We start from the raw sequence: 15,180 nt of genomic DNA, 5'->3' as shown, positions 1-15,180 counted from the left end.
AATATTTATATAAAACTTTTAAATAAAGAGTTAGATTTTCTTAATAATTTAAATTAATTAATGGAAATATGTGTGTCACCTAATGTAAATGTTTACAAAGATTTTAATTAATAATTAAAATAAAAACTATAGTATAGAGTTTTGGGAGGTAATTAAAAATGATTAAGAAAAAGTTATTAGCAACATTATTAACTGGTGCATTAGTAGCTACTATGTTTATGGGTTGCTCTGGTAGCAGTGAAAAAACGGCTGGAGCATCAGAAAGTGGTACTGAATTAACAATTTGGACAAAGCTACCTGAGCAAGAAGTACCAGTCTTAAAAGATGCTGCAGATAAGTGGGCTAAGGAAACAGGAAATAAAGTTAATGTTGTAAGAGATGATGGAGATTTCCAAGCATTCTTACAAGCTGCTAACTCAACAAAGGGACCAGATATATACTTTGGATCAGCACATAACCAATTAGCAGCATATCAACAAGCAGGAATATTAACAGAAGTTCCATCTAAGTATGTTAAGGAAGATGAATATGTAGATAAAGGTGTTTGGGATGCAGTAACTGTAGATAATAAAAAATATGCTATTCCAATATCTGTAGAAACAACAGCATTATACTATAATAAAGATTTAGTAAAAGAAGCTCCAAAAACAATGGACGAGCTTGTAAATGAAGCACTTAAAAAAGGTGATGGTGCTTTCCAATTTAATATAAATGATCAATACACTGATTTAGGATTCTTATTAACAAATGGTGGATACATATTTGGTAAAAAAGATGGTAAATATGATGTAAATGATATAGGTCTTAATAATGCAGGATCTGTTAAAGGACTACAAATGCTTCAAGACTTTGTTGTTAAAGATAAATTTATGCCAGCAGATATAAGTGGAGATATAGCTTTAACAAACTTTAAAGAAGGAAAATCTATGTTCTATATATCAGGACCTTGGGATATACAAGGATTAAAGGATGCTAAGCTTAACTTTGGTGTATCTAAAATTCCTTCAATAGATGGTAAAGACTTTAAACCAATGTCAGGAGTTCAATGTGCTTTTGTTAGCGCAAAATCTAAAAATGTAGATTTATCATGGGAATGCTTAGATTACTTAGTAAAAGAAACTCAAGAAGGATTATATCAAAAAGGAAAAATTCCAGTAACTAAAGCTATGTTAGATAAACAAGAAGTTAAAGATAATGAATATGTTCAAGGATTCTTAGAATCAGTTAAACATGCAGAACCAATGCCAAATATTAAAGCTATGGATGCTGTTTGGGAACCATTAAAGAATATTCAAAGAGTACTTCAAGGAGAAAATCCACAAGAGGTTGCAAATGAAATTGTATCTGGAGTTAAAAAAGGAATAGAAGTACAAAAACAATAAGATAGAGATATTAAGGGGGAAGTAATTCCCCTTTTTATCTAGAATTTAGAATTAGCATTGAGGTGAGAAATTTATGGTGAGAAAGAAAAGTAAGAATAAAGACAATTTAACTGCTTCAAAGTTTTTAGCACCAGCACTTATAAGTATGCTTATATTGTCAATAATACCCATAGCATTAACAATAATAATTGCATTTACTAACTATAATATAGAAACTGTAAATACTGGTTGGAAGTTTGTTGGTTTAGCAAACTTTAAGAGTGTTTTAACAGGTCCTTTAAAAGAGATTTTCTTACCTGTTTTTGGATGGACAGTAGTAGCTGCAACAGTGATAACCTTTGGAAGTTTTGCTTTAGGATTGATCTTTGCAATGGTTTTATCCAATGAAGATATGAAAGAATCATTTATTTATAAGGGTTTATTAATATTACCTTGGGCATTGCCTGCAACAATTATAATAATAGCATTTCAAGGTTTATTAAATAGCCAATATGGGGCTATAAATCAAGTTTTACTTCAATTACATATTATAAAAGAGCCAGTTATGTGGCTTACGAAAGTAGGTCCAGCAAGATTAGCTTTAATCTTAGTTAGTATTTGGATTGGGTTCCCATACATGATGAATGTATGCTTAGGAGGGTTATCATCAATTCAAGATACATATTATGAAGCTGCTGATATTGATGGCGCAAATGAATTTCAAAAATTCTTTAAAATTACACTTCCATGTCTTACAAGAACAGCTTATCCATTATTAATTGGTTCATGGGCAATGAACTTTGGTAACTTTGGAGTAGCATTCTTACTATTCAAAGGTGGTCCAGTTAGACCAGAATCACCATTTGCAGGATATACGGATATTTTAGGATCAGCGGCATATAAGATGTCAACTCAGTTTGGTAGGTTTGAATTAGCTGCAACATTATCAATATTAATGTTTATTATTGTTGGTGGTATTTCATTTATTCAAATGAGAGCATCAGGACAGTTTAAAGAGGTGGATTAATATGAGTAGCAATGTTATAAGAAATAATGAAGTAGCAACACCATTAGTTTATAAGAAAAAAATAAGTAAAAAGAGAAAGGTTAAGCTTTGGGTAAGTAGAGTATTTTTATGGATATCTATCATTATAATAATTTTTCCTATATGGGCAATAATATCAGCATCTTTATCACCTGGAACAAGTTTTTATGAGAATGGAATAATTCCTAAGGCTGTAACTTTTGATAATTATAGACATATCTTTCAGGAAACAGATTTTTTAATTTGGATCAAGAACAGTTTAATAATATGTTTTTCTGTATCAATAGTACAAGTTATTATGACACTTCCAGCAGCCTATGCTTTTAGTAGATTAAAGTTTGCCGGTAAAAAGTATGGTCTAATGACACTTTTAATACTTCAAATGTTCCCTGCAACAATGGCAATTCCAGCTATATTATCAATAGCTTATAAATTACCATTTGGAATGGATAATATTCCTTTTTTAATCTTGGTTTTATGTGGTTCAAGTGCATATAATATATGGCTTATGAAGGGGTTTGTTGATGGAATTCCTAAGGAATTAGATGAATCAGGATATGTTGATGGAGCATCTCATTTTAAAATATTTATGAAAATAATTCTTCCATTATCAGTACCTATGCTTATAGTAATCTTCTTCTTCTCATTTATAGGAGTATTTGGAGAATTCATGATATCAGCGGCACTTTTAAAAGCTCCAGAGGTAAAAACATTAATGCTTGGATTAAATGGTATGATGAATAGTGGATCTACTACAAGTTGGCCTATATATGCAGCCACCTCAATAGTTTCAACAGTTCCTATAATGATTATATTCGTATCAATTCAAAAATTTATAGCAAAAGGTTTAGTAGCTGGTGCTGTAAAAGAGTAGAGAGATTTAGGAGAGTTTATGCAAATTAAGGATATAGCTAAAATAGCAGGAGTTGGTGTTGGAACTGTTTCAAGAGTAATAAATAATTGCTCAGATGTAAGCGATAAAACTAGAAGAAAAGTAACTAAAATAATTGAAGAGTATAATTATGTTCCTAACAATAGTGCTAGACTTTTGAAGATGAATGATACACGAAATATATGTGTATTTGTGAGAGGAGTATATAATCCGTTCTTTTCAGAGATTGTTAACTATATTAGAGAAGAAATTTCAAAAGCGGGTTACTTTATGATACTCCAACAGGAAGAATATAAAAATGAAACTGAAGAAATAAGGAGCATGTTGTCTTTAATTAAGGAAAATAAGCTTAAAGGAATAATTTCTTTAGGAGCTCAGCTTTATAACGTAGACAGCAAGCTATTTAATGAAATAAAGGTTCCTATAGTTTTCACTTCAGCAGATGTATTAATTGATGAACATATAGATTCAATTTCTACTATAAAGGTTGAAAATAGATACTCTGCTTATAAGGGTGTAAAGTATTTAATTAATAAGGGACATAAGAATATTGCTATATTATTAGGAGATGAGGATGACAAAGGAATAAGTATAGAAAGATTTAATGGATATAAGAGAGCTCTTTTTGAGGAGAAGTTTTTAGTAAGCAAAAAGTATATAAAGTATGGTAAATATGATTGTAAACATTCATATAATAAAACTTTAGAATTACTAGAAGAAAGTAAAGAGGTAACTGCTATATTTGCAATTTCAGATATTATGGCAGTGGGAGCAGCCAAGGCCATAACAGATAAAGGCCTTAAAGTTGGAGAAGATATAGCCTTACTTGGCTTTGATGGTATGGATATAACAAAATATTATTTTCCAGGGATTTCAACCATAGAGCAACCAAAGGAAAGGTTAGCAAAAGAGAGCATAAATCTATTATTAGATTTAATAAATAAAAAAAGTGAAAATAAGAATATAACAATAGAGACAAACTTATTAGAGAGGGAGTCTACAATTAAAGAGTTTGGAAAAGCACTTAATTAACTTTTAAAATTGATGAAAGTTTTAATGGGTTTTAATAAATTATATAAAAATAAAATTAGTTTATACAGAAACTTAGATCAGTGACTACAATATAAATTGAATACAGAAGTGGAGAATGGTTATATCAAGTAATATGATAAAGAGCGTTAATCTTGTCATAAATTTGATGTAACCTTTTTTACTTAAAACATAGCTATTAATTATTTTTTTAAATAAATAGAAAAAGAGCTCTGTAATTGATTACATATAAACTCTTTAAGTGATATAATTAATATGTAAATTAAATGGGATGAAGGTGAGAATATGAGAGAATTATACTTAAAAACACTAAAAAAAGAAGTAGTGCCATCAGAAGGATGTACAGAACCAATAGCAATAGCTTATGCAGCATCCATAGCAGCAGAACATTTAAATGGAGAAATAAAAGAGGTAAATATTTATTTAAGTACAAACGTAATAAAAAATGCATTAGGAGTTGGAATACCTGGAACAGGTGGAGTTGGAATAGAAATAGCAGCAGCTTTAGGAATCTCAATTCAAAAGTCCTATAAGAAGTTAACTATATTATCTAATTTTACAGAGGATGAACTTAAAAAAGCTAAGAAAATTGTAGAGAGCAATATAATAAATATAAAGCAAAAGGATATTGATAAAGCTCTTTACATAGAAGTAGAGCTTTGTTCAGAGAATTCAAAATCTACGGTAATCATAGAAGATATTCATACTAATGTAACCTTAGTTAAGTGTGATGATAAGGTTATAGTTGATAATAATAGTGAGGAATCCAATGAAGAGCTTGAAGAGGATTATAAATTATTTAGAATAGAGGATATATACAATTTTGTTAAAGAAGTTGATTTTAATGATATAAAATTTATTTTAGAAAGTGCAAAGATGAATGAAAAGGTTTCAGAAGAAGGGCTAAATGGTTATTATGGTCTTCAAGTTGGAAGTAAAATACTTGAAAGAGGAAACTTCAACTTATTTTCAAATGATGCATCAAATAAAATAATTGCAGCCTCAGCAGCGGCTTCAGATGCCAGAATGGATGGATGTGCAATGCCTATAATGACAACTGCGGGAAGTGGAAATCAAGGTATAGCCTGTTCAATACCAGTTGCCCAAACAGCAAAGTTTTTAGGAAAATCTGAAGAAGAATTAGCAAGAGCTTTAGTTTTAAGTAATTTAGTTACAATTAGAATAAAAAAACATATGGGAAGACTTTCTCCTTTATGTGGTGCAGGACTTGCAGGGGCAACAGGAGCCTCCTGTGGAATAACTTATTTACTTGGAGGAAGTTTAGAAAATATAAATTATTGCATAAATAATATGATTTCAGATCTTTCAGGAATGATATGTGATGGAGCAAAGGAAACTTGTGCCTTAAAAATTGCTACAGGAACAAACGCAGCAATTCAATGTGCAAACCTGGCTATGAATGGAATATCTGCAACATCTAATGATGGAATAGTTTCTAAAGATGTAGAAAAAACTATTGAAAGTATAGAAACTTTAATTCAAAAGGGATTTAAAAATGTTGATGATACCATACTTAACATAATGCTTGAAAAGAAAAAGAATAATAAATAAAAATAAGGCTGTATCAAAACTTTAAATAATAAAACTTATAAATAGTATGAAGAGAATATCTAATAATTCTCGGAATATATTTATAAGTTTTATTTTAAGTTACTTGTGATACAGTCTTGTATTATTTAGAAGCGTGTATATGTTTAAATAAGTTTTTTCTTGCAGCTAGTTTTACTAATAAAGCTACTATTAGTAAAGCTAGTAGTAAGATAATTAAAGGATTTATTCCTGTTATTTCTATTAATTCATCTAGTTCAGTATGTAATCCAAGATCAGTAAATAATGAAATGAAAGGATAGAATATTAAGTATATTGAAATACTTAAAACTGAACATAGGAAAAATATAAGGGTAAACTTATGGTATAAGCCATTTCTTAATGAATTATTAAATATAAGTACTAGAGCAAATAAAAATAATACAGGTATTAAAATACCAATTATAAGATTAATTACATAAGAAAAGTTTCCGTAATTAGCATTTACCACAGAAATTCCATGACTAAATTGTAATTTCCCTCCAAAGATTAAACCAACAATACCCTTTGAAATATTATGTAATAGACGAATTATTAAAAATGATAAAACAATCATAATTAATGTTGAAATAGTGTTTTTAAATTTGTTTGTTGTATTCAATTTTTTCAACTCCTTATTATAGATAAATATTGTATATGAAAAATATATTTTATAATTAACAGCTTAAAGTTTAGGTTTTATTGTACAATTTTGAATAAAGTGTTAACTAATCCTATATTAATATAAACTTTTTATGAACACAAGTAAAGAGTTAAATAGAAAAGTTGTGAATTTATCAGTTTGTAGGAATAGACAATATACAATTTTAAAGATAAGGGATAAAGTAAAAGTGAAATGTATATTTTATGAAAGAGTGAAATTAAAGGGGGGGAGAGATTGCTATAATTTTATAGGCTTTATAGCAATTGATTTATATGAGTGAATATATGGTAAATAGGATTTTAGGAAAAGACTTTGGTTTTTATAAGAGTCATGAGATTCCAAAAGAAGGCTTACTTGAGTTTGATGTTTTTAGTGATATTCATATTGTTAGTGATAGCATGGAAGATGAGTTAAGTGTCAAGTGGAATAAAACAATTGAATGTGTTAAAAATGATTTTAAAAAATCTTCTGGAATTATGGTTTGTGGAGACTTCGCAGAAGCTGGTGAGGAATATCAATTTAAAACTTATTTTGATATATTAGATAAGCATAATAAAGATTTTAATATTTTAACTGCCATAGGAAATCATCAAGTCAGATGGAAAGATACTTGGAATGAACCTTATAGTTTATATATGAAATACAATAGAGAATATATGGGAGAAACAGAAGGAAAGATATACTTTGATAAGTGGATTAAGGGATATCATTTTATTTTTCTTAATACTGAATGGCATATTAAAGATCGTTCATATATTTCACAGGAACAACTTGATTGGTTAGATAAAGCTATGGGAGAAAGAGAAGAGGAAGGAAAACCAGTATTTCTATTTTTACATCAAGCTTTAAGAGATACTTATTGGAATAGTAATGAATGGGATGTGGGTGTTCAAGATTTTGCCTTAAAAGAAGTTTTAAGAAAACATCCTAAATGCATAATGTTTACTGGTCATATTCATAATGGATTAGGAAAGTTAGATGTTTTAAAAACTGAATATGGAATAATGGTTGATGTACCGGGATTTCGTTCAAATGATTATGGAGATTCTAGAGGAGAGATTGGATATCATATAAGTGTTAATGAGGACAAAGTTCAAATAAGTTTATATGATTATAGAGAACATAAATGGATGGAGGATTATAACTATATAGTTGATTTAGATTCTAAGTTCTATAAAAAGGCAAAGGTTTTAGATATTGATTTTGATGGTGGTTCTTTAGTAGATAAATCATCTTATAATAATAGTTTGGTTAATATTGAAGGAGAGTTTGTTCAAGGAATTAATGGAGGACAAGCTTTAAAAGTAAAAAATTTAAAAGAACTAATTAATAAAGGTATTTTTAAAGAGGAAAATTTAATAGCTTCACTTGGAGAAGATGAATTTACTTTATTATTTTGGAGTAAGATTAATTATGAAGAGTGGTACCAAATAGGGGTAACTAAAAGCAATGAAAGAAAATTAAGGTTTTATATTAATGGAGAGTTGGTTCATGAAGAGGAACAAAGTCAAAATGAGATATCTTTAAACAAAACTTTTATAAGTGGAATTTTAAAATCAACTAACCTTAAAGAAGAGGCGATAAAGGAACTATTAATTGATGAGCTTAAGATTTATGAAAAAGTATTAGGAAGTGCTGAATTAGAAACAGCCTATACTCCTTTTAGAATAGAGAGGGAACCTAATAAAATAATAATTTCTTGGAAGGACTTTATAGATAAGGAAATAGAGCCTGCCTATATAGTTTTAGATGGAGAAGAATATTGTAAGATTGACTTAAATGAAAGAAGCAAAGAAATAACCGGATTAGAACCTAATAAGGAATATACAGTAGTTATTGTTGATAGAGAAAAAGATAATCATAGAAACTTTAGAAATGCATATTCCTTTACTTGTTAAAACAGAAATTTAAATTATGAAAATGGAGAAAAAACAGTTATGTATTTAATTACATAGCTGTTTTTTTATTTGATTAATATTTAATTCAGCTTATTTAAATAGAGAATTATAGCATAAAAAAGAAAAGATTTATGTTAAGAAGGCATAATATATAGGTTAAATAAATTTAACTGCGAAAAAATAATAAATACTGATAATTTAATATAAGTATAATAGAAGGTTAGGCTTACAAATTTTAATTGAGTTTTCTTACAGTTTCAGGTAAAAATCAACACTAGTTCAAAACATAGATATTTTAAAAAATTCTATATAAACGTTTTCAAGAGTGTGTTATAATGAAGATGAATAAAATGTTAATAAATTGATATATTTGTATATATTTGAATGTGGAGATGAGGAGATGAAGAGGTTAATTAAAATTTTATTGGTTATTGGATGTTTTGGATTAGGGGGATGGGCTATATCTGAGCATTACACAAATTTAACAGAAGAAAGATTTAATAATATTATAGAGAATGCAAATAAGGCTATTGATAATAAAGAGTATAAGACAGCTGAAGTATTATTGGATAAAGCCAAGATTATGGATCACAAATCAACTATAGTATGTGAAAAAATAGATGAAATGCAATTTGATAAGGAACAAAATGAACTTTATGATAGGGGTTTGGAATTAAAAAGAGCAAGAAGATATTCAGATGCCATAGATGTTTTTAGTGAAATTACTGATGAATCAGGGGATTTGAGGAGTAGGAGTAACAAAGAAATAGAAGAATGTAAGGAATATATAATAGAAAATTTTTCAGATAAAGCCAATGAAGCTATAAGAAGAGGTGATATGGAAAAAGCTAAATACATTGTAGTTAAAATAGAAAGAGTTGATGAAAATAGCCCTGAAATAAATATATTAAAGACAAAAATAGATAATTTTAAAGAAGATAAGTAAATATCAAGATTTTACTTGATATTTACTTATCTATTTTATTATTAGGTTTATTTTAAACTATTGTTGATTTTTAGATATGTATTAAGAGGTAGCTAAAAATCAACATTAATTTAAAATATAAGATTATTATTAAACAATATCTTTAGCATCTAAAAATGTCTCTTGTAAAAGTAATTTAATCATAGCGGGAAACTCTCTAATCATATATTGAACTCTAAGGACTATAGGTGTTTTTGAAGGAAGCCCTTCATTTTTAATACCCAAGTAATCTGCAATTTCCATAGCTCTAAATAGGTGGAAATCACTTGTTACTATTAATACCTCATCTTTACCAGCATTTCTTTCATCAAGAATTTTGTCACTGAATTCTAAATTTTGAAAAGTGGATTTAGATTTATCTTCCTCTATAATTCTATTAGGATTAATTCCTTTACTAACAAGAAAATCTTTCATAGCCTCAGCTTCAGGGATTAACTCATTACTTCCTTGACCACCAGAAACTATTACTTTGGTGTCAGGGTGTAGGTTAAGATACGCTAATCCTTCATCTAGTCTTTCTTGAAGAATAGGACTTGGCTTGTCTCCATCTAATCCAGCACCTAAAATTATTTCATAGTCTACGTCCTTAAGTTGGCTTATATTTTTAAAAGTTATCATTTTATATGTTAAAAAAACTTCAAAAATAATGAAGGCTGCAATAAGCAATCCTATTACAACAGCTATTCCAGTAAAAATCTTTTTTTTAATCAATCTATCACTTCCTTTGTTTTTACCTTCTAATAATGTAATATTTATCCTTAAAAATATTTTCTCATATAGAACTTACAGAGTTATGATTTAAAAGTGAAAAAAATATTACAATTTAATAAAACCAAGTTATAAAGATTAGTTAAAGGAGTGAGAAATTAGTCTAAATAAGTTTTTAAGGAACATTCATATATAATTAATTAAAATATTTTATATAAGTTTATAAAGAGAGAATTAATTATAATGAATGTTCCTTGTATAACTTAATTAAAAGCCTTATTTTAATATTTTAGAGAATGACCATCTTTTGTATATCAACAAATGGAGGTTCTCTCTTCCCACCATTCAAAGGAAACAATAGCATTTATTTCACAAGTATTCCTAATTTCTCTTAAAGAAACAACTATAGAATCCCCAGGCCCAAGGATAATTTGGCTTCCATCAATTATTAAAGTTGAAAATGGTTGAATAATCCTAGTAAATACAGGAATACCGTCAATAGGAGGAGTAATATTAGTTGAATATTGAATTACTCCTTTAGGCGTTGGTTCTGGGGTGATAGCTAGGTTTGAAGGACTTACAAGATTACTATTATTTCCTGAAGCACTTGATTTAAGATAAAATAAGCCTGAAATACTATTACGTGAACGGTTAGTTAATGTTATAGCATTTAAATAAATATTAATCCCTGAATTAGAAGGATTCTTTAGTAATCCTATTACACGTCCAGCTCTTCCAGTCAATATTGGAGTTTGACCTATAAAATAGTTTCCTCTTCTTGATTGGGATAAAGCATATGGGATTAATGTATTATTATTATCGATTCTTTTACATGGCATAATAATCACCTAAATTATAATATATTTTAAAAAGGATTTTCCACTAATATGATATGTTTAAGTTTTCATCAAGGTTACATATTTTAGTTTTGTTTAGTTAGTCTTATATTTAAAAGGAATAATTTTGAAATAAAACTTTAGATTATGTATAGCATTTATTTCTTTAAAGCATAATTTATTTTTTAAAGAATATAAATATAAAGTAGTACATTTTTACTACAACTTATGTTTTAAGGGGGAAAAGGAAGGATGAATTTTAAAGGTATAATGAGTAAACGATTACTATCTGTGCTATGTTTAGCATCAGTAACAACATCCTTATTTACTTTAGGAGCACCTAAGGAAGTTAAGGCTTCTCAAAACACTCCATATGACCAAAAGGAGTCATTAGCTCCACTTGGACAAGGGTATAGCATTGATGATTTATTAAATTGGACGCCAGAGAGTGATCCAGATGCTAAATATAATAGAGCTAGTATTGAAAGAAAAGATAGATTTATGGGTAACATAGTAAATCAAAATGCTCATCCAGAGGCTAGAATAATGAATTGTGCTTTAACTAATCCGCTAACAGATAATGCACCAGTTCAAGGAACAGAATCAATTAATGCTTATGTATTTTCATATTGGCAATATATAGATTCTTATGTTTATTGGGGAGGTTCTAGTAAGGGAATATTCTTAATTCCAACAGCAGATGTAATAGATGCTGGGCATAAGAATGGAGTTCCTGTTTTAGGTACTATAGGATTCCCATGGGGAACTGGAGCAGGACATGTTGAGCAAGTTAGAGAGTTTATTCAAAAAGATGAAAATGGAAATTTCCCAGTAGCAGATAAAATGATAGAAATGGCTAACTATTATGGATTTGATGGATACTTCTTTAACCAAGAATCTTATGGATGTAATAAAAATGATGCAGATTTAATGATAGAAATGCTTGAATATATTAGAGAAAAAGATCCTAATATAGTTATTGGATGGTATGATTCTATGGTTTCTACAGGTAATGTATCTTATCAGGATTCATTAAATGATAGAAATGCACCATTTTTCCAAAATGGAGATGTTAAGACTACTGACCAGTTTTTCTTAAATTATAACTGGAGCAAATGGAAGATTGATACTACTGTTGATACAGCTAGAGGGCTAGGAAGAAGTCCTTATGATGTTTATGCAGGATTAGATGTTCAACAAAACGCATATAATACAAACTTTAGAGTTGATCAATTATTAGATGAAAATAATAAGCTTAGAACTTCTTTGGCTATGTATTGTCCAAACTCTACATTCTCAATGGCTAAAGATGCTTATGATTTCTATAATCATGATCAAAAATTCTGGGTTGGACCAACAGGAGATCCTTCAAAGTCAGATACTAATTCTTCTTGGGTTGGTTTAGCAAACTATGTTCCAGATAGATCAGCAGTTAATGATTTACCATTTGTAACAAACTTTAATTTAGGACATGGAGAAGATTATTATATAGATGGAGAAGTTTCAAGAGATGAGGAGTGGAATTATAGAGCGCTTCAAGAATATCTTCCTACTTGGAGATGGATTGTTGAGTCTAATGGGTCAAAGCTTACTCCAGAATTTGATTTCAAAACAGCTTATAATGGAGGTTCTTCTTTAAAAATTCAAGGAGATTTAGAAGCTGAAAATCCAAATCATATTAAGCTTTATAGTACAGATTTAGCCTTAGAAAAGGACTCAACAGAATTATCAATTGTTTATAAAACAGATTCAGCTCCTAATATGAAAGTTGGATTATGTTTTGGAGAAAATTATGATTATGAAAACTTTACATTCTTTGATGTTACTGAAAATAGCAATGGGGAATGGACAGAAGTTAAAATTCCTTTAGGAGAGCATGTTGGTAAAACTATTTCTGCAATATCTTTAGGATTTGAAAGTCAAACTGATATAGAAAACTTTAATATAAATATAGGTCAATTATCTATAGAGGATACAGAAGCAAATAATAAGGGGTTAAAAACTGGTAAAGTTGTTTTAGAAGAATCAATGGTTCACCATGCTAATAGTGCAGAGGCAAGAATTTATTGGAATGGATTAGAGAATGGAAATGAAGAAGACTTAGCATTCTATGAAATATATAGAATTAAACCAGATGGATCAAAGGAACTTATGGGAGCAACTCCAAATGATGCTTATTATGTTCAAGATTTTGAAAGACATGGAGAAGAAATGAGTTTTGAAATAGAAGTAGTTCCTGTTGATGTTAATTACAATAGAGGAACAGGTCAAAGTATTACTTTTGATTGGGGAATAGCTCATGATGCTACTGAGGTTCCAGATAATACTGAACCTGTTAACTTTGCATTAAATAAACCAGTAACAGCAAGTAGAGAAAATAGTGGAGAACCTGCTATGAAAGCTGTTGACGGCACTGTAGAAAATAATAGTAAATGGTGTGCGACTAATGCTTATTCAGGATGGTTAAATGTTGATTTAGGAGAGCCAAAAACTGTTCAAAGATGGGTTGTTATGCATGGAGAAGCAGGTGGAGAGGCCAAGGATACTAATACAAATGATTTTGCCTTAGAGGTTTCATATGATGGTGGAAAAACTTATGAGCCAGTTGATACTGTAAGAGGAAATACTGATGCCATTACTGATAGAAATTTAGTAGAGCCAGTAACTTCTCAACATTTTAGGTTAAGAATAGATGATTCAGGAAATTCACCATGGGGTGCAATAAGAATATATGAATTCCAATTATTTGAGGATACTTACACAGAACAAGTTGATTATATTCCTATGAGATTTGTAAGTGCTAAGAATAATCTTGGAGCAGAGGATTATGTAACTATTACAAGAGGAAAAGAAGGACAAACAGTAAATCTTTATAAATCAATAGGAGATGAGGAGCCTTTTGCAACTAAGACTATTGATGGAAATGGAGAGGCTAAGTTCGAGGATTTAGATTTAGGTAGTGAAGAAGGAAGAGTTTATTATGCTATAGCTGAAGATGGAAAAGAAGAAAGCTTAAGAATGAGCGTTGAATATGAAAATGAAGCTTGGGATGAAACTAGTATTCCAGGAAACTATGAATTAAGACCATATGTAGCGCCAGGAACTACTGTGGAATCATCAAACTATGGGACATTAGAAATAAAAGGATTAGGTGAAGGTGATATAGTAAGTCTATATTCAAGTATGGATTCACTTCTTCCAGAAAAGACTTCAGTTAAAGTTGGCTCAGGAGAAAGTTCTGCAATATTAGATAGAATAGAAGTAAATAAGGATGGAGGCTCTTTTATATTAGAAGTTAAGAGTCCAGGTAAAAAGGCTGTTAGATATGAAGTTAAGTATAATGGTTTTGGAGAATTTGAAATGGAAGTAAAAGTTGAAGCACCAAGAAATCTAAAAGACTTAGATGTTCAACAAAAAAATGTAAAGTTAGGATGGGAAGCTCCAGAATCAACTTATGGATTAGAAGGTTATGTAATCTACAAAGATGGTAAAAAGATTGCAGAGGTTGAAAAAGATGTTACTGAGTATAATGTTGAAAAGTTAAATAGACATACAATATATAACTTTAAAGTAGCAGCTAAATATTCAAATGGAGAGCTGTCACAAAAAGAATCATTAACTTTAAGAACAGCTAGATAAAGTGAAAAATAGTTATTAAATAAAAAAACTAATGTTATTTAATATAACATTAGTTTTTTTATTTTATCTTTAGTAGTAACTTAAAAATAGGAAATTTTAAGTTTATTTTTAAAAGTATACAAGTGGATATTAAGTATTAAATAATAATGGATTTTATTTGCGATTTAATAAAAAAATGGGTTGTTTTTTAACTTAGTTATAAAAATATGAAAAAGTAAGTGAATTTTATATGAAAATTGTAAATAATATGCTATTATTTCCTTACAGAAAATTCAATAGGCAAACTTAGAGAAATCTAAGGACGCAAAGCTATAGGGACTAAAGTTTTAAATAACAATGTTAGCCAGTTGCCAAAAGGTATATATTTATTATACATTTTGTTTTATTAATATTTAATAGTTTTAAGTATGATTTGCTTATTTCTATGTAATTTTATGCATTTTTGGCTACTCATTTAGGAGTAGCCTTTTTTGATGTATTCTTTTTGGATAACCAGCTAAAAAAGTAGGGGGTAA

The 15,180-nt window shown here is 29.0% G+C and carries 11 protein-coding genes and 1 riboswitch; of the genes, 8 read left to right on the top strand and 3 right to left on the bottom strand.

Features of this window, described 5'->3' with window-relative positions; all coding sequences use genetic code 11:
* Window positions 1–158: 158 nt before the first annotated feature.
* The 5 genes from OIF33_RS09640 to OIF33_RS09620 all read left to right on the top strand — a co-directional run bounded on the left by OIF33_RS09640 (window position 159) and on the right by OIF33_RS09620 (window position 5,920).
* Window positions 159–1,382 (top strand): maltose ABC transporter substrate-binding protein, encoded by a 1,224-nt coding sequence (locus OIF33_RS09640; protein ID WP_322504035.1) that lies wholly within the window; start codon window positions 159–161, stop codon window positions 1,380–1,382.
* 73 nt (window positions 1,383–1,455) lie between these two features.
* On the top strand, window positions 1,456–2,388 hold the full coding sequence (locus OIF33_RS09635; RefSeq protein ID WP_322504034.1) for an ABC transporter permease subunit: 933 nt from the start codon (window positions 1,456–1,458) through the stop codon (window positions 2,386–2,388).
* Window position 2,389: 1 nt separating this feature from the next.
* The gene (locus tag OIF33_RS09630) at window positions 2,390–3,280 is read left to right on the top strand and encodes a sugar ABC transporter permease (protein ID WP_322504033.1); all 891 of its coding nucleotides are present in this window, start codon (window positions 2,390–2,392) and stop codon (window positions 3,278–3,280) included.
* Window positions 3,281–3,298: 18 nt separating this feature from the next.
* Window positions 3,299–4,330, top strand: a complete 1,032-nt coding sequence (locus OIF33_RS09625; RefSeq protein WP_322504032.1) for a LacI family DNA-binding transcriptional regulator — start codon at window positions 3,299–3,301, stop codon at window positions 4,328–4,330.
* Window positions 4,331–4,633: 303 nt separating this feature from the next.
* A complete protein-coding gene (locus OIF33_RS09620) occupies window positions 4,634–5,920 on the top strand; it encodes a serine dehydratase subunit alpha family protein (protein ID WP_322504031.1) in 1,287 nt (428 codons plus the stop codon).
* 121 nt (window positions 5,921–6,041) lie between these two features.
* On the opposite strand, the gene OIF33_RS09615 is transcribed toward OIF33_RS09620, so the two are convergent.
* The gene (locus OIF33_RS09615; RefSeq protein ID WP_322504030.1) at window positions 6,042–6,557 is read right to left on the bottom strand and encodes a hypothetical protein; all 516 of its coding nucleotides are present in this window, start codon (window positions 6,555–6,557) and stop codon (window positions 6,042–6,044) included.
* A 326-nt stretch (window positions 6,558–6,883) separates the two neighbouring features.
* Between OIF33_RS09615 and OIF33_RS09610 the strand changes: the two genes are divergently transcribed.
* Together OIF33_RS09610 and OIF33_RS09605 are read left to right on the top strand one after the other, a co-directional pair.
* The gene (locus OIF33_RS09610; protein ID WP_322504029.1) at window positions 6,884–8,497 is read left to right on the top strand and encodes a metallophosphoesterase family protein; all 1,614 of its coding nucleotides are present in this window, start codon (window positions 6,884–6,886) and stop codon (window positions 8,495–8,497) included.
* 400 nt (window positions 8,498–8,897) lie between these two features.
* Window positions 8,898–9,443 (top strand): hypothetical protein, encoded by a 546-nt coding sequence (locus OIF33_RS09605; RefSeq protein WP_322504028.1) that lies wholly within the window; start codon window positions 8,898–8,900, stop codon window positions 9,441–9,443.
* Window positions 9,444–9,572: 129 nt separating this feature from the next.
* Here the strand turns inward: OIF33_RS09605 and OIF33_RS09600 are convergent, their stop codons facing one another.
* Window positions 9,573–10,193 carry a YdcF family protein gene (locus OIF33_RS09600; protein ID WP_322504027.1) on the bottom strand — a complete coding sequence of 207 codons (621 nt, stop codon included), beginning with the start codon at window positions 10,191–10,193 and terminating at the stop codon, window positions 9,573–9,575.
* 311 nt (window positions 10,194–10,504) lie between these two features.
* Entirely contained in the window at window positions 10,505–11,029 is a 525-nt protein-coding gene (locus OIF33_RS09595) for a DUF6143 family protein (RefSeq protein WP_322504026.1), read from the bottom strand.
* Window positions 11,030–11,278: 249 nt separating this feature from the next.
* Here OIF33_RS09595 and OIF33_RS09590 point away from each other — a divergent pair, with 249 nt between their 5' ends.
* Window positions 11,279–14,665 (top strand): endo-beta-N-acetylglucosaminidase, encoded by a 3,387-nt coding sequence (locus OIF33_RS09590; RefSeq protein WP_322504025.1) that lies wholly within the window; start codon window positions 11,279–11,281, stop codon window positions 14,663–14,665.
* A 268-nt stretch (window positions 14,666–14,933) separates the two neighbouring features.
* Window positions 14,934–15,020: riboswitch (cyclic di-GMP riboswitch) on the top strand.
* Window positions 15,021–15,180 lie beyond the last annotated feature (160 nt).

Source organism: Clostridium sp. LIBA-8841 (assembly GCF_034439435.1).
In the GTDB taxonomy this organism is placed as follows: Bacteria; Bacillota; Clostridia; order Clostridiales; family Clostridiaceae; genus Sarcina.
Note: the sequence above shows the minus strand (reverse complement) of the source record. Positions and strands in the feature narration are given on the sequence as shown.

Coding starts and splice junctions, on each gene's coding strand:
- OIF33_RS09630 (WP_322504033.1), top strand. CDS start 2,390: ATGAGTAGCAATGTTATAAGAAATAATGAAGTAGCAACACCATTAGTT.
- OIF33_RS09605 (WP_322504028.1), top strand. CDS start 8,898: ATGAAGAGGTTAATTAAAATTTTATTGGTTATTGGATGTTTTGGATTA.
- OIF33_RS09590 (WP_322504025.1), top strand. CDS start 11,279: ATGAATTTTAAAGGTATAATGAGTAAACGATTACTATCTGTGCTATGT.
- OIF33_RS09610 (WP_322504029.1), top strand. CDS start 6,884: ATGGTAAATAGGATTTTAGGAAAAGACTTTGGTTTTTATAAGAGTCAT.
- OIF33_RS09635 (WP_322504034.1), top strand. CDS start 1,456: ATGGTGAGAAAGAAAAGTAAGAATAAAGACAATTTAACTGCTTCAAAG.
- OIF33_RS09620 (WP_322504031.1), top strand. CDS start 4,634: ATGAGAGAATTATACTTAAAAACACTAAAAAAAGAAGTAGTGCCATCA.
- OIF33_RS09595 (WP_322504026.1), bottom strand. CDS start 11,029: ATGCCATGTAAAAGAATCGATAATAATAATACATTAATCCCATATGCT.
- OIF33_RS09625 (WP_322504032.1), top strand. CDS start 3,299: ATGCAAATTAAGGATATAGCTAAAATAGCAGGAGTTGGTGTTGGAACT.
- OIF33_RS09640 (WP_322504035.1), top strand. CDS start 159: ATGATTAAGAAAAAGTTATTAGCAACATTATTAACTGGTGCATTAGTA.